This window comes from Bradyrhizobium sp. CCBAU 11434 (genome assembly GCF_028128895.1).
In the GTDB taxonomy this organism is placed as follows: domain Bacteria; phylum Pseudomonadota; class Alphaproteobacteria; order Rhizobiales; family Xanthobacteraceae; genus Bradyrhizobium; species Bradyrhizobium zhengyangense.
Window position 1 is genome coordinate 234,661 of record NZ_LBJX01000099.1, and the last position, 20,388, is coordinate 255,048.

At 62.8% G+C, this 20,388-nt stretch carries 18 protein-coding genes; 8 read left to right on the forward strand and 10 right to left on the reverse strand.

Features of this window, described 5'->3' with window-relative positions:
* Positions 1 to 88: 88 nt before the first annotated feature.
* From XI06_RS31915 to XI06_RS31930, 4 genes are all read right to left on the reverse strand, one after another.
* Complete coding sequence (locus XI06_RS31915) at positions 89 to 1,165, reverse strand: BMP family ABC transporter substrate-binding protein (RefSeq protein WP_271607235.1); 1,077 nt, start codon at positions 1,163 to 1,165, stop codon at positions 89 to 91.
* A gap of 180 nt (positions 1,166 to 1,345) precedes the next feature.
* Positions 1,346 to 2,263: an ABC transporter permease gene (locus XI06_RS31920; protein WP_237864714.1), complete on the reverse strand. Its 918-nt coding sequence runs from the start codon at positions 2,261 to 2,263 to the stop codon at positions 1,346 to 1,348.
* A complete protein-coding gene (locus XI06_RS31925) occupies positions 2,250 to 3,341 on the reverse strand; it encodes an ABC transporter permease (protein WP_271607197.1) in 1,092 nt (363 codons plus the stop codon). Before XI06_RS31925 ends, XI06_RS31920 begins: the two co-directional genes overlap by 14 nt.
* Entirely contained in the window at positions 3,325 to 4,896 is a 1,572-nt protein-coding gene (locus XI06_RS31930; protein ID WP_271607198.1) for an ABC transporter ATP-binding protein, read from the reverse strand. The genes XI06_RS31925 and XI06_RS31930 overlap by 17 nt, the downstream gene beginning before the upstream one ends.
* A 568-nt stretch (positions 4,897 to 5,464) precedes the next feature.
* Here XI06_RS31930 and XI06_RS31935 point away from each other — a divergent pair.
* The 5 genes from XI06_RS31935 to XI06_RS31950 all read left to right on the forward strand — a co-directional run bounded on the left by XI06_RS31935 (position 5,465) and on the right by XI06_RS31950 (position 8,611).
* Positions 5,465 to 6,571: a hypothetical protein gene (locus tag XI06_RS31935; protein WP_237864711.1), complete on the forward strand. Its 1,107-nt coding sequence runs from the start codon at positions 5,465 to 5,467 to the stop codon at positions 6,569 to 6,571.
* A gap of 198 nt (positions 6,572 to 6,769) precedes the next feature.
* Positions 6,770 to 7,438 carry a transposase gene (locus XI06_RS31940; protein ID WP_271607199.1) on the forward strand — a complete coding sequence of 223 codons (669 nt, stop codon included), beginning with the start codon at positions 6,770 to 6,772 and terminating at the stop codon, positions 7,436 to 7,438.
* A 51-nt stretch (positions 7,439 to 7,489) separates the two neighbouring features.
* A complete protein-coding gene (locus XI06_RS31945) occupies positions 7,490 to 7,771 on the forward strand; it encodes a hypothetical protein (RefSeq protein WP_271607200.1) in 282 nt (93 codons plus the stop codon).
* Positions 7,772 to 7,816: 45 nt separating this feature from the next.
* The gene (locus XI06_RS44020) at positions 7,817 to 8,149 is read left to right on the forward strand and encodes a hypothetical protein (RefSeq protein WP_442869484.1); all 333 of its coding nucleotides are present in this window, start codon (positions 7,817 to 7,819) and stop codon (positions 8,147 to 8,149) included.
* Positions 8,150 to 8,155: 6 nt separating this feature from the next.
* A complete protein-coding gene (locus tag XI06_RS31950) occupies positions 8,156 to 8,611 on the forward strand; it encodes a hypothetical protein (protein ID WP_271607201.1) in 456 nt (151 codons plus the stop codon).
* A 485-nt stretch (positions 8,612 to 9,096) separates the two neighbouring features.
* On the opposite strand, the gene XI06_RS31955 is transcribed toward XI06_RS31950, so the two are convergent.
* Genes XI06_RS31955 through XI06_RS31980 form a run of 6 tightly spaced genes read right to left on the reverse strand, consistent with a single transcriptional unit; the run spans position 9,097 to position 14,967 of the window.
* The gene (locus XI06_RS31955) at positions 9,097 to 9,582 is read right to left on the reverse strand and encodes a nucleoside deaminase (RefSeq protein ID WP_271607202.1); all 486 of its coding nucleotides are present in this window, start codon (positions 9,580 to 9,582) and stop codon (positions 9,097 to 9,099) included.
* A gap of 13 nt (positions 9,583 to 9,595) precedes the next feature.
* The gene (locus XI06_RS31960) at positions 9,596 to 11,128 is read right to left on the reverse strand and encodes an ABC transporter ATP-binding protein (protein ID WP_271607203.1); all 1,533 of its coding nucleotides are present in this window, start codon (positions 11,126 to 11,128) and stop codon (positions 9,596 to 9,598) included.
* On the reverse strand, positions 11,125 to 11,808 hold the full coding sequence (biuH, locus tag XI06_RS31965) for a biuret amidohydrolase (protein WP_237864705.1): 684 nt from the start codon (positions 11,806 to 11,808) through the stop codon (positions 11,125 to 11,127). The genes XI06_RS31960 and biuH overlap by 4 nt, the downstream gene beginning before the upstream one ends.
* Before the next feature lie 11 nt (positions 11,809 to 11,819).
* Entirely contained in the window at positions 11,820 to 12,746 is a 927-nt protein-coding gene (locus XI06_RS31970) for an ABC transporter permease (RefSeq protein WP_007612833.1), read from the reverse strand.
* Positions 12,746 to 13,858: an ABC transporter permease gene (locus XI06_RS31975; RefSeq protein ID WP_237872961.1), complete on the reverse strand. Its 1,113-nt coding sequence runs from the start codon at positions 13,856 to 13,858 to the stop codon at positions 12,746 to 12,748. The genes XI06_RS31970 and XI06_RS31975 overlap by 1 nt, the downstream gene beginning before the upstream one ends.
* Positions 13,855 to 14,967, reverse strand: a complete 1,113-nt coding sequence (locus tag XI06_RS31980) for a BMP family ABC transporter substrate-binding protein (protein WP_237872960.1) — start codon at positions 14,965 to 14,967, stop codon at positions 13,855 to 13,857. The genes XI06_RS31975 and XI06_RS31980 overlap by 4 nt, the downstream gene beginning before the upstream one ends.
* 404 nt (positions 14,968 to 15,371) lie before the next feature.
* Between XI06_RS31980 and XI06_RS31985 the strand changes: the two genes are divergently transcribed.
* The 3 genes from XI06_RS31985 (at position 15,372) to XI06_RS31995 (ending at position 20,387) form a co-directional block, all read left to right on the forward strand.
* Positions 15,372 to 16,631 (forward strand): allantoate amidohydrolase, encoded by a 1,260-nt coding sequence (locus XI06_RS31985; protein ID WP_271607236.1) that lies wholly within the window; start codon positions 15,372 to 15,374, stop codon positions 16,629 to 16,631.
* Between the two features lie 81 nt (positions 16,632 to 16,712).
* Positions 16,713 to 18,086, forward strand: a complete 1,374-nt coding sequence (locus tag XI06_RS31990) for a hypothetical protein (RefSeq protein ID WP_271607204.1) — start codon at positions 16,713 to 16,715, stop codon at positions 18,084 to 18,086.
* A gap of 231 nt (positions 18,087 to 18,317) precedes the next feature.
* On the forward strand, positions 18,318 to 20,387 hold the full coding sequence (locus XI06_RS31995; RefSeq protein WP_271607205.1) for an alkaline phosphatase family protein: 2,070 nt from the start codon (positions 18,318 to 18,320) through the stop codon (positions 20,385 to 20,387).
* The last annotated feature ends 1 nt before the right edge of the window (position 20,388 follow it).

The window sequence follows — 20,388 nt, forward strand, 5'->3', positions numbered from 1 at the left end:
GGGCGGCCACAAGTGCCGGGTGCTTCTGGCCACCCCCTCCGAACCTCCTCCGGGAGGAGCAGGTGATTTAGGCAATGCAAGAAGCGTGCTACTTGCCCGGCAGCTTGTCGTCGATGCCCTTGACGTAGAAATTCATGCCGAGGATCTGGCCGTCGTCGAGATTGGCGCCGCCCTTGCACTCGATCTCCTTGCCGTCCTGCCCAACGACCGGGCATTTGAACGGGTGCAGCTTGCCGGCCGTGATCGCCGCCTGGGCATCCTCGGCGACCTTCTTCACGTCGTCAGGCATGTTGGTGTACGGCGCCATCGCGAACATGTGGCTGTCGAGGCCGCCCCAGGTGTCTTCCGACTTCCAGGTGCCGTCGAGCTCGGCCTTGACGCGGGCGATGTAGTAGGGGGCCCAGGTGTCGAGGATCGAGGTCAGCTGGGTCTTGGGCCCGAACTTGATCATCTCGGAGTCCTGGCCGAAGGCGAGCTTGCCGCGTTCGCTGGCGATCTGCATCGCGGCGGGCGAGTCGGTGTGCTGCATGATCACGTCGGCGCCCTGGTCGATCAGCGCCTTGGCGGCGTCGGCTTCCTTGCCCGGGTCGAACCAGGTGTTGGCCCAGATGATCTTGACCTTGATGTTCGGGTTGATGCTCTGCGCCGCGATCATCGTCGCGTTGATGCCGGAGACGACCTCGGGAATCGGGAATGAGCCGATATAGCCGAGCACGCCTGACTTCGACATCTTGGCGGCGATCAGGCCTTGGATGTAGCGGCCCTGATACCACTTCGAAGAATAGGTCGACATGTTCTTGTCGCGCTTGTAGCCGGTCGCGTGCTCGAAATGCACGTTCGGATATTTCTTGGCGACCTTCAGTGTCGGATCCATGTAGCCGAACGACGTCGTGAAGATCAGCTTGTTGCCGGCGCGGACCAGCTGCTCGATGGCGCGCTCGGCGTCGGGACCTTCAGGGACGTTTTCGAGATAGGTGGTCTCGATCTTGTCGCCGAACTCCTTAACCAGCGCCTGGCGCGCAAGCTCGTGCTGATAGGTCCAGCCGAGATCGCCGATCGGGCCGAGGTAAATGAAGCCGACTTTCAGCTTGTCGGCGGCGGAAGCTGCACTGACGCTTCCGGCAAGCAGAAGACCGGCTGCCAGCGCAAGAAGTGATTTCCTCATCATCAATCTCCAAACATCAGGGGAAAGCCACGATCCGCGACCTGCGCGCCCCATCGCGCACGCTGCGAAAACCAAAACTCTAGAGCATGATCCGGAAAAGTGTGAAGCGGTTTTCCGAAAAGATCATGCTCAAACAAAGAGCTAAAGCGCGATGACGATTCAACCCAATCTCATTGCGCTTTAGCGGTCAGGCACGAACACGGTCCCGAGCGCGGCTGGCGCGGTCGAGCCGCCGGTGCGCGCGCGAGAGAGCAGAACCAGTACGATGACCGTCGCGAGATACGGTAGCGCCGACATAAATTGCGAGGGAATGCCGACGCCCCAGCCTTGCGCATGCAGTTGCAGGATCGTCACGGCGCCGAACAGGTAAGCGCCGACCACGAGCCGGCCCGGTCGCCAGGATGCGAACACGACCAGCGCGAGCGCGATCCAGCCGCGGCCCGCGGTCATGCCGGGAATGAAGAACGGCGTATAGGCGAGCGGCAGATAGGCGCCGGCGAGACCTGCGCAGGCGCCCCCGAACATCACGGCGAGGGTGCGGATGCGCAGCACGGGATAGCCGAGTGCATGTGCGGAGACGTGATTGTCGCCACAGGCGCGCAGGATCAGTCCCGCACGCGTGCGATACAGGAACCACCACACGCCGATGATGAGAGCGATGGAGAAATAAACGAATGCGTCTTCGCCGAACAGCACGCGGCCGATCAGCGGAATGTCGGTGAGGCCGGGAATGTGCAGATGTGCAGCCGGCGTGAGGCGCTCGCCGACAAAACCCGCGCCGATCAGGCCGGACAGGCCGACGCCGAGGATGGTCAACGCCAGACCCGTTGCGACCTGGTTGACCGCGAGGCCGAGTGCCATCAGTGCGAAGATCAGCGACATCAGCACTCCCGCGATGATGCCGAACAGCGCGCCGATGAAGATTGATCCGGTGAGCCAGGCGCCGCCAAAGCCGCAGGCTGCGCCGACGATCATCATGCCCTCCACGCCGAGATTGAGCACGCCGGACCGCTCGGTCACGAGCTCGCCGGTTGCCGCGATCAGCAGCGGTGTCGAGGCGGCGAGCACCGACAGGATGATGGCTTCAACCAGCTCCACGGGTCACCTGTCGGCTCGGGACAACCAGCTTGAAGCGGTAGAGAATGAGAGAATCGCAGGCGAGCACGTAGAAGAGCAGGATGCCCTGGAACACCTTGGTGACGTCCAACGGGATCTTCATTGCGATCTGCGCCTGCTCGCCGCCGATAAAGGTCAGGGCGAGAAAAAGGCCTGCAATTAATATTCCAAGCGGGTTCAGCCGGCCGAGGAAGGCAACGATGATCGCGGTGAAACCGTAGCCAGGCGAGATACCGGGCTGAAGGTGTCCGACGGGACCTGCGACCTCGATGATGCCGGCAAGGCCCGCGAGCGCGCCGGACACCGCGAAGGTCAGGATGATCAGCTGGTTGGCGTTGAAACCGCCAAACCGCGCGGCGCGAGGAGCAGCGCCAACGACACGGATCTCAAAGCCCTTGATGGTGCGCCCGAGCAGGATCGCAGCCGCCGCGACGACGAGCAAGGCGATGATCGAGCCGAGATGCAGCCGGCCGCCTTCGATCAGCAGCGGCACCGTTGCCACGGGATCGAACTCCGCCGTGGTGGGGAAGTTGAAGCCGTGCGGATCGCGCCAGGGTCCGCGCACGAGGTAGTCGAGGAAGAGGTCGGCGACATAAACCAACATCAGGCTGGTCAGGATCTCGCTGGCGCCGAACTTCACCTTGCAGATCGCCGGGATCAGCGCATAGAGCGCGCCTGCGACCGCCGCGAGCACCAGCATCGCCGGCAGCACCCAGGCCCCGGCGTCGGTGCCTTGCGTCTTCACCGCGATCCAGCTTCCGGCGACCGCGCCGATCAGGAATTGTCCTTCAGCGCCGATGTTCCAGGCATTGGCGAGGTAGCAGAGCGACAGCCCGATCGCGATCATCACCAGCGGCGTCGCCTTCACCGCGATCTCCTGGAGCGAATAGCTGTCGGTCAATGGCGCAATGAAATAGGCCTGCAGCGCGAGAAACGGATTCTTGCCAAGGATCGCGAACAGGATGGTCATGGTCACGATCGTCAGACCGATCGCGATCAGCGGCGAGACCAGCGCGATCGTGTTGGAGCGCTCGGTGCGCTTCTCAAGCACCAACTGCATGCGCGCCCTCCTTCGGCTCCAGGCTGCTGCCGCCCATCAACAGGCCGAGCTTCTCGCGCGTCGCTTCGCTTGCTGCCAGCGGAGCGGATAGCCGGCCATGGAACATCACGGCGATGCGGTCGGCGATCTCGGTGAGTTCGTCGAGATCCTGGCTTGTGACAAGCACCGCGGCGCCTGCGGAGGCAAGGTCAAGCAACGCCTGGCGGATGACGGCGGCAGCTCCGGCATCGACGCCCCAGGTCGGCTGGCTCACCACCAGCACGGCGGGGTTACGCAGGATCTCGCGACCGACGATGAATTTCTGCAGATTACCCCCGGAGAGGGATGCCGCTTCCGGGTCGCGCTTGGCCTTGCGCACGTCGAAGGTCTCGGTCGCCTTGTCCACCGTCTTCAGCGTGGCCGCGGTGTCGATGAAGCCGTGATTGACCATGCCGCTGGCGGCGTGTCCCGTCAGCAGCGCGTTCTCCGATAGCTTCATGCGCGGCGCGGTGCCGTGGCCGAGCCGCTCTTCGGGCACGAAGGCGGCGCCGAGCTTGCGGCGCTTGGTGATCGAGAGGTGGCCGGCAGCGATGCCTTCGATCACGATCGTTCCGGGATCCTTCGACCGCCGCTCGCCGGACAGCGCGGCAAACAGTTCGTCCTGACCGTTGCCGGCGACGCCGGCGATGCCGAGGATTTCGCCGCCCTTGAGCTCGAACGAGATGTGTTCGAGCCGCACCCCATGCGCCTCGTCGGGCGCGAGCGAAAGATCGTTGACGACGAGCCGCGGTATCGTCGTCTGCCGCCCGGCCGCCGCCTTCACTTCCCTGATCTCGCCGCCAACCATCATGCGCGCGAGCGAGGCGGCGGTCTCCTGCCTGGGATTGCAGGTCTGGATCTTCTTGCCGCCGCGCAAAATAGTGGCGGTGTCGCAGAGGCGCTTCACCTCCTCGAGCTTGTGGCTGATGTAGAGGATGGCGCGGCCCTCGGTCTTGAGCCGCTCCAGCACGACGAAGAGCTGGTCCGCCTCCTGCGGCGTCAGCACCGCGGTGGGCTCATCCAGGATCAGGAATCTTGGATTCTGCATCAGCGCGCGAACGATCTCGATTCGCTGGCGCTCGCCGACCGAGAGTTGCCAGACCTCCCGTCCGGGATCGAGCGGCAGTCCGTAGGTCCTGGACACCTGCTCCAGCCGCGCCGACATGTCCTTGAACGATTCCTTGCCGTCGAGGCCAAGGGCGACGTTTTCGGCGACGGTGAGGTTGTCGAACAGCGAGAAGTGCTGGAACACCATGCCGATGCCGCGGCTGCGCGCCTCGGAGGGACCGGACAGCACGATTGGTTCGCCCTGCCAGCGGATTTCGCCGGCAGAGGGCTGGATCAGCCCATAGATCGCCTTCACCAGCGTCGATTTGCCGGCGCCGTTCTCGCCAAGCAGGGCGTGGATTTCCTTCGGCCAGACGTCGATGTCGATGGAATCGTTGGCGAGGAAATCCCCATAGCGCTTGGTCAGCCCGACCGTCTTGAGCAACGGGGACTCGCCGGAATGCAGGCCGTTAGGCGTCGGATCTAACATTCGTTGATGCGCTTGCATGGGATGCAGTGCCTCAATAGTGGGCTAGTTTGAACCGCCGCGTAAGGTGTGAAAAAGCGTCATCCCTTGCTTAACGCTTCGGCAGGAGAGGGGGCCGCGAGTCGCGGGGGCTCGTCGAACCATGAGCCTCCAGGTGAGGGGCCGGGGCCGTTGCGGCGCGGCCTGCAGGCGAGGCCTGTTGCAAATTTGTGACGGTTTAAACCAAATCGGAACTCGCTGGGCAGGCTTGATGTGATGTTGAGCAAAATCGCGCCAGCCTGCGTATGCAATGCGGGTTCTCCACGACAGCCATTGCCCGCATTGGGATTCGCATCGCGCGGTCGGGATAAAACGCAAACGATATCAACCGGGAATGTTTGGCATTGCGTCGTCGATCCTGCGCGGCAACGACACGCAAAAACCCGCAGATTTCCGCAGTGAATCGTCGCTCGTTGCCGAAACATGCGGCATGCCTTGAAAAAAGTTGAGGCTTCTCACTCCGGGACTTCGGCGCAAGTGTCGCACCCAAGGGACGTTCATTTTTACGTGTCCAAACTTGGGGGTATTCAGGATGTCGTTTCGTTTCAAGGCAGTTGCAGCAACGGCGCTGTCACTTGCTACGCTGGCCATCGGTGGCTGGGCTCACGCGGCAGATCTGCCGGTCAAGGCGGCCAAGAAGGCGCCTGACCTTCCGTTCTTCCTGGTGATCGATGACCGCGTGTCGTTCTCCTGGATGCCGAAGGGCACCGATCCTGGCATGTGGAGCACCCGGCCGGACGGCAGCATCAACGGCACGACTGCCAAGCAGGTCTACTCGTTCACGCATTTCGACCTCTGGGCCTACGGCACCAACTTCTTCACGATCTCGATGTTCAAGTCGGGTCACAACGACCCTGCCTCTCCGTGTACGGCCCCGGGCGTGAACATTTTCGGCACCCCGAGCAATTGCGCCGGCGCGACCGAGATCTATGGCCTGTTCCGCTCGACCTTCGGCTGGAACGAGCTGTTCAACACCAAGACCTTCACCGCGGGCCCGCTGCACAACATCTCGTTCGAAGTCGGTATGGACGCGAACACCGAAAACAACTTCCTCGCGCCCGCCAAGCGTGACGTGGTTGGCGGTCTCCAGTTCGCCTTCGACCTTCCGTACAAGGGCTACATCGACGTCGCGCCGTTGGTGTACTGGGAGTTCCTGAATCACAACGCCTTCACACAGTGCGGCCTGTTCGGCGCTGGTGTCGCGGGTGTGACCTGTAACTCGGACGGAAACGTCAGCTATCGCGCGACCTGGGCCGTCGAAATCAACTACTACATGGACCTCGGCTTCCTGCCGCCGAACATGCAGTTCTGGTCGATCAGCGGCCGTGCCGGCTGGTATGGCCCGAAGGGCGATTCGAACGGTCTTCCCGCGCTCTCAGGCATCGGCCGGTTCTCGACCGCTTCGAAGACCGAGCTGAACAGCGAACCGATCCGCCTGACCTTCGACGCGTCGAAGGCCGCCTGGGGTGACAAGTACTCGCACTTCGTCGACCTCTGGGTCGCCTATCGCTACTGGCAGAACAAGTTCGGCCTCGACCACAACGCCATGCCCGGCGTCTGCACGGTCGCCGCGACCGGCCAGAGCACCAACAGCTGCACCGAGTCCACCGTCTATGGTGGCGTGACGGTGAAGTTCTGATCGCCTGAGGTTTCAGGTTCGAGTGGCGCCGCGCAGGAATGCGCGGCGCCATTCGTGTTTGCGGAGAGAACCGCTGCCGTAGGGTGAGCAAGGCGACTTGTCCGCCGTAGAAATTACAAATTACGAAATTACGGTGACAGAAATTACGGTGACAGTGCACTAAATTGACGCCACCCGCCTTCGAGGGCATGATGCGGCATGGCTCGTCTCGCCCGTGTCGTCATCCCCGGCCATCCCCACCATGTCACCCAGCGCGGCAATGGCCGGGCACGCACGTTCTTCGGCGATGACGACTACGCGCTGTATCGCGACCTGCTCGCGGCGAATTGCAAGGCCGCCGGGGTCGAGGTGTGGGCCTGGTGCCTGATGCCCAACCACGTGCACCTCATCCTGGTGCCGTCCGATCCCGACGGGCTGCGCCATGCGCTCGCACGCGTTCACCGCAGCTATGCCGGGACCATCCAGGCGCGGCGCAAGCGCACCGGTCATTTCTGGCAAGGCCGGTTCGGCGCCGTCGCCATGGACGAGCAGCATCTTGCTGCGGCGCTGCGCTACGTGTCGCTCAATCCGGTGCGGGCGCGTCTGGTGCAGCGCGCCCAGGATTGGCGCTGGTCGAGCACGCGCGCACATTTGCGCGGGCGCGACGATGGCCTGACCGTGCTAAGGCCGATCCGCGATCGTTTTCCTGATTTCGCCGATCTGTTGGCAACCGAACCGGAAGCCGATCTGTTCGGCGCGCTGCGTTCCGCGGAGAGTGTCGGACGACCACTGGGAGATAGCCGCTTTCTCGCCCGTATCGAACGCCAGACCGGACGCGTCCTCAAGCCGGCCAAGCGCGGGCCAAAGCCCGCCGTGGAAGACGAATGATCTATTTAGTGCACTGTCACCGTAATTCCCAATCCGGTACGGGCGCGTCTGGTGCAGCGCGCCCAGGATTGGCGCTGGTCGAGCACGCGCGCGCATTTGCGCGGGCGCGACGATGGCCTGACCGCGCTAGGGCCGATCCGCGATCGTTTTCCTGATTTCGCCGATCTGTTGGCAACCGAACCGGAAGCCGATCTGTTCGGCGCGCTGCGTTCCGCGGAGAGCGTCGGGCGACCGCTGGGAGATAGCCGCTTTCTCGCCCGTCTCGAACGCCAGACCGGACGCGTCCTCAAGCCGGCCAAGCGCGGGCGAAAGCCCTCCGTGGAAGACGAATGATCTATTTAGTGCACTGTCACCGTAATTCAGGCAGTTGAGCAGTCTCTGGGCGCCAACCTTCCAAGTAGTTTTCCAGTGATTGATAGATTTGCCAGCGGTACTGCAACGAGCATTAAGTCGATTGACCTGAATGCCGCGACCTACCAGAATATAGGTAGCCTCACCTCGAGGCTAAACGGATACGTTGATGCAGTTGCTAATTTCAATGGTGCAACTTTCGCTGGCACCGAAATTCGTTCCTCCCAAATAACGGCGCGGCAGCTCCAATTGGCGATACCGTCCACCGGCCCTTCTGCGGCCCAACAAGCCGCGATAGATGCTGCCACGACACGTGCCCAAAGCTTGGGCGTCGGCATCGTTGTTACTACTGTTCCGTGAGGCAATATGGCGTGGCATATTTACCTAAGGGATCGCACGGCGTTTATCCCGACGGTAGCGCAGACTGACGCGGGCTTTTACCTTGACGTAGACCCAGTTGAGGTCGTTTCCGCAATTGATACCGAAGTTTTGCAACGCGCTGTCAAACAAGCCATTGGTCGAGGCAATCCCAAAATTCCAACGCCAACACGCGCTACCTTCCCCAAACCGGTCGTGCTCAAATACGCGAAGGTAAAATCCTGGCCTGCCTTTCAAAGGAGTTGCTTATACTGGACTATCGAGGAGAAGAACGGCCTCTATCACGTTATCCAGGGCCGGAAGCGATCCGATCGTGGTTGGGAGGACGATCCTACGCGAATCGAAACACTTCCACCCGGGGCTGGTATTGATGAGGTTGCTCAACGAGTGGCTTCTTCTGTGCAAACGGGGCTCAAGGCTCACGAAGAACCTCGATCGAAGTAGCAAAATCGGAATTACGGTGACAGTGCTGGACTGCCCCCTGAAGTGAGACACTGGACTGCACCCCTGAAGTGAGACACGATAATTCCAGTGACCTGCGCTCTCGTTGCATATCGCGCTGCCTCTGCAAGTTCGACTCTCTGAAGCGGGGACTGCGCGCATCGCCCGCGGCGACTGGCCGGTGGCATTTTCAAATCTGCGATGATGACATCATGCCACTGTTTTGCCCGGCGCGTCAAGCGATATTCGAAAAAAACGAAGAAACGTCAACCTGAATGCGACCGACTGGCGACACGGCTGCCCGCTTGCCGCCGATTTGCGCGACGCCTGCAACGACCTGACCGAGTGGACTTCGTGCCGGCGAGCAACTGCGGTTCTACTGTGCATGGGGTTGTTTTCGTTTTTTGCCGGAGCGCGAGCCGGCAAGGAGGGAAGGGAGCATATGATGGGTTTCGCAATCCGTCCTGCGGTACCGGCAATTGGAGAACCTACTTCGTCCACACGCCGTCGTGCAGCGCCGCGGCTTCGTCTTCGAGCAACGGCCCCACCACCTCGGTCGGCCGCTGGCCGCTCAAAAAGACGTCGCGGCAGGGCAGGTCGAGTGTCGGGTTCTCCGGGTGGTTGCCGGTGATGCCACGCAGACGGTGCTCGCTGAGGCCGTAGACGACGCGGCCGATGCCGGCCCAGTAGATCGCGCCCGAACACATCGCGCAGGGTTCGGCGGAGGAATAGAGCGTCGCCGACGCCAGCACCTCGCGGCCCAGCGTGCGGCAGGCTTGCGTGGCGGCGAGGCGCTCGGCATGCGCAGTGCCGTCATGATCAGGCATGTAGCCGTTCTCGGCTTCGATCAGCACCTTGCCATCGGCACCGACGACGATGCAGCCGAAGGGATGGTTGCCATGCGTGAGGGAACGGCGGGCGACCGCGAAGGACAAACGCAAAAAGTGCTCGTCGCGTTCGCCTGCGCTGTCCATCGATGCTCCGCGTCTAGTGCCCCGCCATGTGCCGGCCGACCTCGGTAAGATCGGCCTCGCTGGTCCGTGCTTCATACACGAATTCGCCATGGAACATTACCACCAGCCGGTCTGAGAGTTCGAGCAATTCATCGAGATCTTCGCTCACCAGCAGCACCGCCGCGCCGCGGTTGCGTGCGGCCATGATCTCGGCGTGGATCTGCGCCACGGCGGCGAAGTCGAGCCCGAAGCAGGGATTGGCCGCGATCAGCACCTCGACATCGCCGGCTAGCTCGCGGGCGAGCACGGCGCGTTGGACGTTGCCGCCTGAGAGCGCCGAGATCGGCGTCTCCGGCGTGCGCGTCTTGATCTTGTATTGTCCGATCTTCTTCTTCGCGTCGTCGCGAAAGGCGCCGCGGTTGAGCCACCAGCCGCCACTGGCAAAAGGCGCGCGGTCGAACTCACGGAAGGCGATATTGTCGGCGACGCTCATGCCGCCGACGCAGGCGTTCTTCAGCGGCTCCTCCGGCAGCAGCGACATCTTGTGGCGCCGCATCTCCTCGCGGCTGGCGTGATAGGGATCGCCGGCGACGCGGATTTCGCCGCCTTCGGCCTCGCGCTGACCGGCGAGGACTTCGACCAGCTGGCGCTGGCCGTTGCCGGAGACGCCGGCAATGCCGACAATCTCGCCGGCGCGCACGGTCAGGGAGACGTCATGCACGGCAACGGCGCCGGCATCGTCGAGCGTGCGGACGTTGGCCAGCTCCAGGCGCGCCTTGCCGGCTTCTCCGGTGCGTGGCGGCTGCACGGTCAGCTCCTCGGCGCCGATCATGGTGCGCGCCATCGCGTCCGGCGTCAGCTCGGACACCTTGCCGGCACCGGCGAGCTTGCCGCGGCGCAGGATCGTAACCTCGTCGGCAAAGGCCATGACCTCGCGGAACTTATGCGTGATCATCAGGATGGTCAGCTCGCCCTTGACGACCATGTCCCGCAGCATGCCGAGCACCTCGTCGGCTTCAGCCGGCGTCAGCACCGAGGTCGGTTCGTCCAGGATCAGGAAGCGGCGCTTCAGATAGAGCTGCTTCAGGATCTCGCATTTCTGCCGCTCGCCGGCGGAGATGTCGGAGACCTTTGCTGAGAGAGGCACCTTGAAGGGCATCCGCGCCAGGAAGGCCTCGAGCTCCTTCATTTCCTTCGGCCAATTCACCACGGCCGGCACATCGTCGCGGGCCAGCACGAGGTTTTCGGCAACCGTCATGGCGGGTACCAGCGTAAAGTGCTGGTAGACCATGCCGAGGCCGAGCGCGTGGGCGTCCTTAGGATTGGCGATCGCCTGCTCGCGGCCGCCGACGAGAATGTCGCCCTCGGTCGCGTGATAGTAGCCCATGATGCATTTGACGAGGGTCGATTTGCCCGCGCCATTCTCGCCAAGCAGTGCATGGAACGAGCCGGGCCGTACCTTCAGCTCGACATTGTCAAGCGCGAGAAAGTCGCCGAAGCGCATCGTCATCGCGATGGCGTCGACGCCGAAGGCGCCGACGAGCGGAGGCGGCTCACCAATGATCACGAGATCGCTCCGATGAAGGCGTCCGAGGTCGAGACCGCGCCGAACACGCCGCCCTGCATCTTGATCATTTTCAGCGCGTGGTCGTGGTTGCTCTTGTCGGTCGCGCCGCAGCAATCGTGCAGCAACACGCATTCGAAGCCGCGGTCGTTGGCCTCGCGCATGGTGGTGTGGACGCAGACGTCGGTGGTGATTCCCGTGAGTACGATGTTCTCGATGCCGCGCACGCGCAGGATCAGCTCCAGATCGGTGGCGCAAAACGAGCCCTTGCCAGGCTTGTCGATGATCGGCTCGCCCGGCAGCGGTGCCAGCTCTTCGATGATGTCCCACCCGGGCTCGCCGCGCACCAGGATGCGGCCGCATGGGCCGGGATCGCCGATGCCGGCGCCGATCTGCCGCGAGCGCCAGCGCTTGTTGGCTGGCAGGTCGGAGAGATCGGGGCGATGGCCTTCGCGGGTGTGGATGATGTGGAAGCCTTGGCTGCGCATCACCGCGAGCAGCTTCTTGATCGGCTCGATCGGCGCCCGCGTCAGCGAGAGGTCATAGCCCATCTTGTCGACATAGCCGCCGACGCCGCAGAAATCGGTCTGCATGTCGATAATGATGAGCGCGGTGTTTTGCGGACGCAGATCGCCGTTGTAGGGCCAGGCATAGGGCTCGGACTTGATGGTGCGCTCGGGCATGATTTCGCTCTCTAGCGGGTGATCGACAATTCGGCCGGGGCTCCGGTCAGGGTGCGTTTCGGCGAGCAGGTGATGATCATGATCGCCAGCGTCAGGATGTAGGGCGCGGCGTTGAAGAGGTGATAGCCGGAGGTAACGCCGACCGACTGCAGTGCCGGTCCCAGCGCAGCAGCGCCGCCGAAGGCGAGCGAGGCCCACAGGCACAGCAGGGGATCCCAGCGCGCGAAGATCACGAGCGCGACCGCGGTGATGCCCTGGCCCGAGGAGAGGCCCTCGTTCCAGCTTCCAGGATAGAACAGCGACAGAAACGAGCCGCCGATGCCGGCGAGGAAGCCGCCGACCATGGTGGCACGCAAGCGGATCAGCAGCACAGAGTGGCCCATCGCGCGTGCCGCATCCGAACTCTCGCCGGCGGTGCGGATGAGGAGGCCCCAACGCGTGGTGCGGAAGGCCCAGTAGAGTATTGGTGCGAGCGCGACGCCAATCAGGAACAGGACGTTGACCCGCAGCGCGGCGCGCACCTGCGGGATGTCGCTCCACCAGCCGAAATCGATCGCGGGCAGGCGCGGTGCGGTCGGCTCGATCAGGGGCTTGCCGAGATAGAAGGCTAGGCCGGTGCCGAATAGCATCAAGGCGATGCCGACCGCGACGTCGTTGACGCGCGGCAGCGAGCAGATGCCCGCATGCAGAGCGCCGAGAAGAGCACCCGTGATACCGGCGGCGAGCACGCCCAGCCAAGGAGATCCCGTGAGGTAGGAGATGCCATAAGCGCTCATCGCGCCCATCACCAGCGTGCCCTCGAGGCCGAGATTGATGCGGCCCGAACGCTCGGTGATGCATTCACCGAGGCTTACGAACAGGAACGGCGTCGAGACGCGAATGGCGCCGCCGAGCACGGCGAGCGGGACGGTCCAGAGTCCGATTGATCCGTCTGCCATCAGGATTTGCCTTTCAGGAATCCGATGCGGCCGTAGAGCGCATCGCTGGCCAGCACGAAGACGAAGATGATGCCTTGGAGCACCAACACCGATGCATCAGGCAATCCCAGGCGGCGCTGCAACAGGCCGCCGCTGGCGCTGATGCCGCCGAGCAGGATTGCGACAGGGATGATGGCGAGCGGATTTTGCCGCGCCAGGAAGGCAACCAGGATGCCGGTGAAGCCGTAACCTGCAGCGAGGTTGGCATTGGTGCGGCCCTGGACAGCGGCGACCTCGACCATGCCGGCAAGACCCGCGGCGCCGCCGGCGAGGAAGCAGATGGTGAGGATCAGCTTGCTGACGCCGAGGCCGACGATTTTTGCAGCGCGGATGTTGCCGCCGGCAACGCGCGCGGCGAAGCCGAAGACGGTGTGATAGATCAGGATGTAGGCGGCCACCGCGGCGATAAGGCCGAAGACCAAGCCCCAATGCACGTCCGTGCCGGGAATGGAGCCGATCATGTTGACGGCGCCGATCTCGCGCGTCGATGGCTTGTTGAGACTAGCGGGATCCCGCATCATACCTTCGACGAGATGATTGAGGATCGCGAGTGCGATGTAGACGAGCAGCAAGCTCGAGATCGTTTCGTTGACGCCGCGATATTGCCGCAAGGCGCCCGCCAGCATGATCCACAGACCGCCGCCGATGACGCCGGCAACAACCATGGCGATCTGCACGACGAGCGGCGGCATGCCCTGAAGCAACAATGCGGCGCTCGTCGCCGACAACGCGCCGATCAGCAGCGCGCCCTCGCCGCCGATGATGACCATGCCGAGTTGCGCCGGCAGTGCCGTGCAAAGCGCGGTGAGGATGAGGGGCGCGGCACGCGTCAGCGTGTTCTGCCAGGAGAACCAGGTGCCGAAGGCGCCGTAGTACATATAGAAATAGAGGTCGAGCGGGTTCTTGCCGAACAGCATGACGAAGATGCCGAACACCACGAGTGCGCCGGCCAGCGCCGCGCACGGGATCAGGACATACTCGATCGTGCCGCCGTGGCGTCGCAGAAAGCCGAGGTCGGCGGTCGGGGCAATTGTCCCGACCGCCTCGGCAGAATCCGCTGCTTCCGATGTCACGAAGTCGCTCCGATCACGCCTTCGACGAGGTAGTCCATCTTTTCGAGCTCGGGATCCTTCTGGCCGCGATCGGTGCCGGCCGCGATCACGGTCTTGCCCTTGTTGTCGACCAGCCCGCCCTTGAAGATGGCAAACCCGTCCGCGGACAGGAATTTGGCCTTGGCCTCGTCTGCCGCCTTGCGCGCTTCCGGCGAGACGGCCTCGCCATAGGCGGAGACCTTGACGATCTCTTCCTTCAGGCCGCCGCGATAGAAGTTCGGGATGCTCTCGCCGGCGGCGATCATCTTGACGAACTTCGGATAGAGCGCTTCCCAGTTCCACTCAGCGCCGGTGAGATAGGCCTTGGGCGCCAGCGCCGACTGGTTGGTGTGATAGCCACAGACGAAGGCGCCGCGCCGTGCGGCGTTCTCGACCATGGTCTTGGGGCCGTCGACGTGGCAGGTCAGCACGTCCACACCCTGGTCGATCAGGCTGTTGGTGGCTTCAGCCTCCTTGACCGGCATCGACCAGTCGCCGGTGAAGATCACTTGCGTCGTGGCCTTTGGATTGACGGACTTCGCACCGAGCGTGAAGGCGTTGATGTTGCGCAGCACCTGGGGGATCGGCTTGGCCGCGACGAAGCCGAGCTTGCCGCTCTTCGACGTCAGGCCCGCGACGATTCCGGAGATATACTGGGCTTCGTCGATATAGCCGAAATAGCTGCCGGCGTTCTTCGGATCCTTGTCGGTCCAGAGACCGCCACAGTGCTCGAAGCGCAGCTTCGGGTACTTGGCGGCCATCTTGATCATGTGCGGATTGTAGTAACCGAACGAGGTCGGGAAGAGCAGGGTGGCGCCGTCGAGGTTGATCATGGACTCGATCGTCTTCTCGACAGCGTCGGTCTCGGGCACCTTCTCTTCCTCGACGACCTTGAGACCCGGAATCTTCTTCAACGCCGCCGCGCCCTGCGCGTGGGCCTGGTTGTAGCCGTAGTCGTCGCGCGAGCCGACATAGATGAAGCCGATTGTGGTCTCGGCCGCGAAGGCCGGGCGTGCGCCGGCCGCTGCGCCCAGGGTGAGGGCGGCACCGCCCTGCAACAAATGACGTCGTGAAATCCTGCCAAAATCCATTGCTTGCTCCCCTTGGCGGATTGACCGCCTCAATCTCGCGGCTGCGCCGGTTTGGCGGAGCCCGGGATGGGATGTCGCAAGCTTCGTGCCAGAGGCTAAGGGGTATGCATACGAACTCAAGTAATTGAAAAAACATTATATATATGGAATGTGCAAATTTTGGTCAGGAGTTCTTCAGATTAAATTTTAGGCAATATTTTATGATTGTATGCAATTGAGTTAAGCAAGTCTTAGCGGCTCTCGCGCGTGCGTGGACGACCGCAGGCCGTTCGGCTGGCCGCCCATGGACGTGCTAACCACGCGATGCCCCGCGACGGCGCTGGTCTGAATTCGCTGGCACCGAACTTGTATCGATTGACGCTGCGACCGCCCATGCGGTCTCCAGGATGGGAAGCTTGACCGAGATGGGTGCTGGTAACGCCGTTCAGAATGCAGCGCTCGGCGAAGAGATCGTGCGCCGGGTCAACGAGCTCGCGGCGATCTCGGAAGATGGCGACAAGCTCACTCGCGTCTTTCTTACCAAAGAGCTGCGCGCAGCCTCCGATGTCATTCTCGGCTGGATGCGTGAGGCCGGCATGAGCGCGCATCTCGACGCGATCGGCAACGTCTGCGGCCGTTACGAAGGTGAGCGGCCGGGAGCGCCCTGCCTGATGCTTGGCTCGCATTACGACACGGTACGCGATGCCGGCAAATGGGATGGGCCGCTCGGCGTGATCACGGCGATCGCCTGTGTCGCCGACCTCAACCGCCGCGGCAAGCGTCTGTCGTTCGCGATCGAGGTGGTCGGCTTTGCCGACGAGGAAGGCGTGCGCTTCGCCTCGACGCTGCTCGGCAGTCGCGCCATGGCCGGCACATTTGACGCAAGCGCTTTGAACGCGCGCGACCGGGACGGTGTGTCGATGCGTGATGCGCTCATCCAATTTGGCCTCGACCCTGATCATATCGGTGCGGCAGCGCGCGCCCGGCGCGAGTTATTGGCCTATCTCGAATTGCACATCGAGCAGGGGCCGGTGCTGGAAGCACGGAATCTTCCTGTCGGCGTCGTGACCGCGATTGCGGGCGCAACACGGCTGGCGGCGCGGCTGACCGGCATGGCCGGTCACGCCGGCACCGTCCCGATGGCGCTGCGCCGTGACGCGCTTACAGGTGCTGCCGAATGCATCGGCGCGATCGAGCAGTTCTGCCGTACCGACGAGGGCGGGCTGGTCGGCACCGTCGGCTACATCCAGGCAAGGCCCGGCGCGACCAATGTCATTCCGGGTGAAGTATCCTTCACCATCGACATGCGTGCGCCGACCGACATGCATCGCAAGCGCGCGGTCGCCGACGTCGTCCGCCAGATCGAGGCGATCGCCAAGCGCAGGCATCTGGCGCTTCAGCTTGACGTCACCCATGAGAACCGCACTGTTCCTTGCGCGCCCTGGCTGAAGGACCAGATCGCACAGGCGATCGCAGCCGAAGGTTTTGCCGCCTTCGAGCTGCCGAGCGGGGCGGGGCATGACGGCATGGCGATGATCGACATTGCCGATGTCGGGATGATCTTCGTTCGCTGCCGCGGTGGCATCAGCCATCATCCAGACGAGCATGTCGAGCTGGCTGACGCCGACGCCGGCGCACGGGTCGTGCTGCGGGTGATCGAGCATTTCAAGCCGCGAGCGTCGTAGGCCCGGAAGTCACCGGGTAGAGACACGAATCAGAGAAGTGTAAATGGTGCAGCTTCACCAGACGTCAGCCGACTTAGACAAATGAACAGCGACATTTCCCTTTCAGGCCATCGAGAGAGCCGGTTTTACCAGGGTGCGGCTGCGACCTTGGTCGCCAACGCCCTTCAGGCAGTCAATTTTCTCGGTGACCGGTTCATGAGAAAGTCGCAGCATTCGCTGTCGGCGATCGAGGACCTCTATCGGCACTCGATGGACAGCGCCTTTTCGGTGACCGAGACTTTCCTTGTGACAGGCGCTCCGCACGCCTCCGCCTACTATCCGCGCGACTTTGCCTGGTTCTACCCTGACGTCCTCGACCCCGAGACCATCATGGATGCGCAGGATGCGGTGCGTCGGGCACGCCTGCTCGAAAAGAGCGTGCGCCTGCTGCTCGAGGCGGTTCGCGCCGATGTCGTCACGACGACCATCGTTCCGGCCGGACGCGGCCGATATCTCGGTGTGAACTATTTCTCGCGTCCCTCGGATACGTTGCTCGGCATTTTGGCTGGTCTGCAGCAGATGCTCTCGGCCGAGGTGCGGGCGTCGTCCTATCTGGCGATGTCGCAATGCGCGCATGCGGGTCGCCTGCTGCTGGCCGAATATGGCCCCGATTTAAAGCGCGCGATCCTGAAGCTCGCGAGCGAGCTCGAGCCGTTCGACGCTGACAGTGTCAGATATTTGCTCTGCGACGCCAGCGGACCTCGTTCGGCGGCAACCGACACCCGCGCCGAGCGCCGGCGTTTCGTCACCAATGCCTGCGTCTACACGACATTCGCGTGGGCCGTGCAACTCGGCATCGTCGACGAGGTCGAGCTGAAGCGGCTACTCGGGCGCGACCTCGCAGAATACAAGAAGGGTCTGCTCCGCCTGTTTGGCAAGGACGGCTACATCAGGCATTCGCTGGATGGCCCGGCGGGTACGCCGGTCTCCATGGTCGCGCTGGATTTCGTCAGCGTGCATCGCGGCTTCTGGGACTTGAACGATGCGAGCGAGCGCGCGTTGTTCTCGGCCACAACGGATCTGATCCTGGCCGAGCCCCGCTTCCGCATCCCCAGCACGTTCCACTTCCTGGTCTCGGCGGATAACCCGCGGAACAAGATGATCCACAAGATCGCGGCGCCGGCCTATCAGGGGCGCTCGTCGTGGCCGACGTTCAACGTCGAATTCGCCGATCGCATGCTGGACTTTGACGAGCTCTCGGGGAGCGATACCTATCGCGCCTGCGCACAAGGGATATTGAAGGACATCCGCACCGCGACCGAGGTCCACGGCGGTTACCAGGAGCTGATCTCGGAGCAGGGATTGAAGTATCGCACCTGGGCCTATAAAGGCGCGGTGGCGCATTCCTGGTTCCCGCGCTTCCTCTCCGTCTGGAGCCGGGCCTACGGGACGCCCTTGCTCCGCTGCAACGACTGAGCCGCGATCTTCCTGCGGCCGGCCGCGTTGGAATGACAGGCCAAATCGTCAGCAAGCCATTGATGGCAATCCGGAAGCGCCTGCTGGTTGCGACAATAGGTCTCTGCTCGTCGTCATAATCTCGTAACGGAAGTGACACGGCCAAGCAGCACGTCTGACAAGCGCGCCCCTTAACCTGACATGCGTTGAAACAATTTCTCTGCATTCAGGAAACGAACGGAGGGGTGTGTAATGCTTTCAAAAACGACGCGACGTCTGCGTGACCGTACGGTGGTGACAGCCGCTATCCTGTCGCTGATGGGACATGACGTTTATGCGATGGACATGCTCGGCGGCAGCAACAAGAACGGCGACCGCACCGAGAGCCCGATCAAGCATGTGATCGTCATTCTCGGCGAAAACCGCACCTTCGACCACGTCTTCGCCACCTACGAGCCGCGTCATCCCGGCGAACGCGTCGACAATCTGCTCTCCAGGGGCATCATTACCAGGGACGGTCAACCCGGGCCGAATTACGCCAGGGCCGCGCAGTCCTCCACCGTCGTCAACAATACTTACTCGATCAATCCGACCCCGAAGACGCCGTATAATCACACGACCAACAAGGTGCAGACGCCCGGCACATCCTATGCGCCGCAATCCTGCTACACTTCCGTCGATCAGGCAGCGCTCAATGGTCCGGGATGTCTCGCCACGATCCAAATCGCGCAGCAAGCGGATTACGGCTTGAGCCAGCAGGATCTGCCGCTGTTGACGACCGGTGCGACCGGCCTGCCGGGCAATTCGCCCGACACGCGTATCCTGGACTCCGACAATCTGCCGAACGGTCCCTATCCGCTCGTGACCCTGGCGCAGGGCGGCGAAGCCCCGACCAGCCTCTACAAGACCTATGGCGGCAGCCCGGTGCACCGCTTCTACCAGATGTGGCAGCAGCTCGACTGCGACGTTGCCAAGGCGACCCATCACAATCCGAGCGGCTGCCAGGCCGATCTCTTCACCTTTGTGGAACAGAGCGTCTCTTCGGGCAGCAATGGCAATCCGACCCCGCATGCGCTGAAGGAAGGCGGCATCGCACTCGGCTTTTATAACGTCGCCAAAGGCGATGCGCCCTATCTGACCGAGCTTGCGCGCAAGTACACGCTCAATGACAACTTCCATCAGAGCGTGATGGGGGGCACTTTCGCCAATCACATGATGATCGGCTATGCCGACGCGCTCTATTATGCCGACGACAAGGGCGACCCTGCCAAGCCCGACCACGTGCTCGTACCCGGCTCCAACCCGCCGCAATATGTCAACGAGATCGAGAACCCGAATCCGGCGCCGGGCACCAACAACTGGTATCTCAACGACGGCTATGGCGGCGGGAGCTATTCGAACTGCTCGGAACCCAGCCAGCCGGGCGTGGGCCCTGTCATCACCTACCTCAATGCCATCCACGTGTCGCCGCGCTGTGCGCCCAACGCCTTTTATCTGCTGAACAACTACGTTCCCGCCTTTGTCGGCAGTGGTGCCACCGATCCGATCAACAACGGGCCGTTCACCCTGCCGCCTGTTATCAAGCAGCGGCATATCGGCGATGCGCTGACCCAGGCCGATGTCTCCTGGGCCTATTTCGGCGAGCGCTGGAACGACTTCAAGACAGCCCCTGGAGAGGGCACCAATTTCGGTGCGCTGGACCCGGTCGCCTACCTCTATTGCAACATCTGCAACCCCTTCCTGTTCTCCGCTTCGGTCATGACCCATGCGGAGCAGCGCGATGCGCACATGAAGGACACGCTCGATCTCTACGACGCCATTGCCAAAGGCAATCTGCCCGCCGTGTCGTTCGTCAAGCCGAGCACCTTCAACGACGGTCATCCAGCCTCCTCCCGTGTCGACCTCTTCGAGGCCTTCACCAAGAAGATCGTCGATCAGGTGAAGTCCAACAAGGAGCTTTGGAAGTCGACCGCGATCGTCATCACCATGGACGAGGGCGGCGGTTACTACGACTCCGGCTATATCCAGCCGGTCGACTTCTTCGGCGACGGCACGCGCATCCCGCTTCTCGTCGTCTCGAAATACTCGCGCGGCGGCCATGTGTCGCATGAATATGGTGACCACGTCTCGATCACCAAGTTCATCGAACGCAATTGGCATCTCAAGCCGCTCGGACCCAAGACGCGCGACACCTTGCCGAATCCGATTGCGTCGGACGACAATCCCTACGTTCCCGTCAACCGGCCCTCGATCGGCGATCTCTTCGGCAACTTCAACTTCGCCGATCGTCACGACGACGATCACGACAACGACCAGGACTGAT

What these genes read in the sequence shown, in the direction of transcription:
- XI06_RS31915 (WP_271607235.1), bottom strand. Translation starts at nt 1,165, where the DNA reads ATGAGGAAATCACTTCTTGCGCTGGCAGCCGGTCTTCTGCTTGCCGGA.
- XI06_RS31925 (WP_271607197.1), bottom strand. Translation starts at nt 3,341, where the DNA reads ATGCAGTTGGTGCTTGAGAAGCGCACCGAGCGCTCCAACACGATCGCG.
- XI06_RS31930 (WP_271607198.1), bottom strand. Translation starts at nt 4,896, where the DNA reads ATGTTAGATCCGACGCCTAACGGCCTGCATTCCGGCGAGTCCCCGTTG.
- XI06_RS31935 (WP_237864711.1), top strand. Translation starts at nt 5,465, where the DNA reads ATGTCGTTTCGTTTCAAGGCAGTTGCAGCAACGGCGCTGTCACTTGCT.
- XI06_RS31940 (WP_271607199.1), top strand. Translation starts at nt 6,770, where the DNA reads ATGGCTCGTCTCGCCCGTGTCGTCATCCCCGGCCATCCCCACCATGTC.
- XI06_RS31950 (WP_271607201.1), top strand. Translation starts at nt 8,156, where the DNA reads ATGGCGTGGCATATTTACCTAAGGGATCGCACGGCGTTTATCCCGACG.
- XI06_RS31955 (WP_271607202.1), bottom strand. Translation starts at nt 9,582, where the DNA reads ATGGACAGCGCAGGCGAACGCGACGAGCACTTTTTGCGTTTGTCCTTC.
- biuH (WP_237864705.1), bottom strand. Translation starts at nt 11,808, where the DNA reads ATGCCCGAGCGCACCATCAAGTCCGAGCCCTATGCCTGGCCCTACAAC.
- XI06_RS31970 (WP_007612833.1), bottom strand. Translation starts at nt 12,746, where the DNA reads ATGGCAGACGGATCAATCGGACTCTGGACCGTCCCGCTCGCCGTGCTC.
- XI06_RS31980 (WP_237872960.1), bottom strand. Translation starts at nt 14,967, where the DNA reads ATGGATTTTGGCAGGATTTCACGACGTCATTTGTTGCAGGGCGGTGCC.
- XI06_RS31985 (WP_271607236.1), top strand. Translation starts at nt 15,372, where the DNA reads ATGGGTGCTGGTAACGCCGTTCAGAATGCAGCGCTCGGCGAAGAGATC.
- XI06_RS31990 (WP_271607204.1), top strand. Translation starts at nt 16,713, where the DNA reads ATGAACAGCGACATTTCCCTTTCAGGCCATCGAGAGAGCCGGTTTTAC.
- XI06_RS31995 (WP_271607205.1), top strand. Translation starts at nt 18,318, where the DNA reads ATGCTTTCAAAAACGACGCGACGTCTGCGTGACCGTACGGTGGTGACA.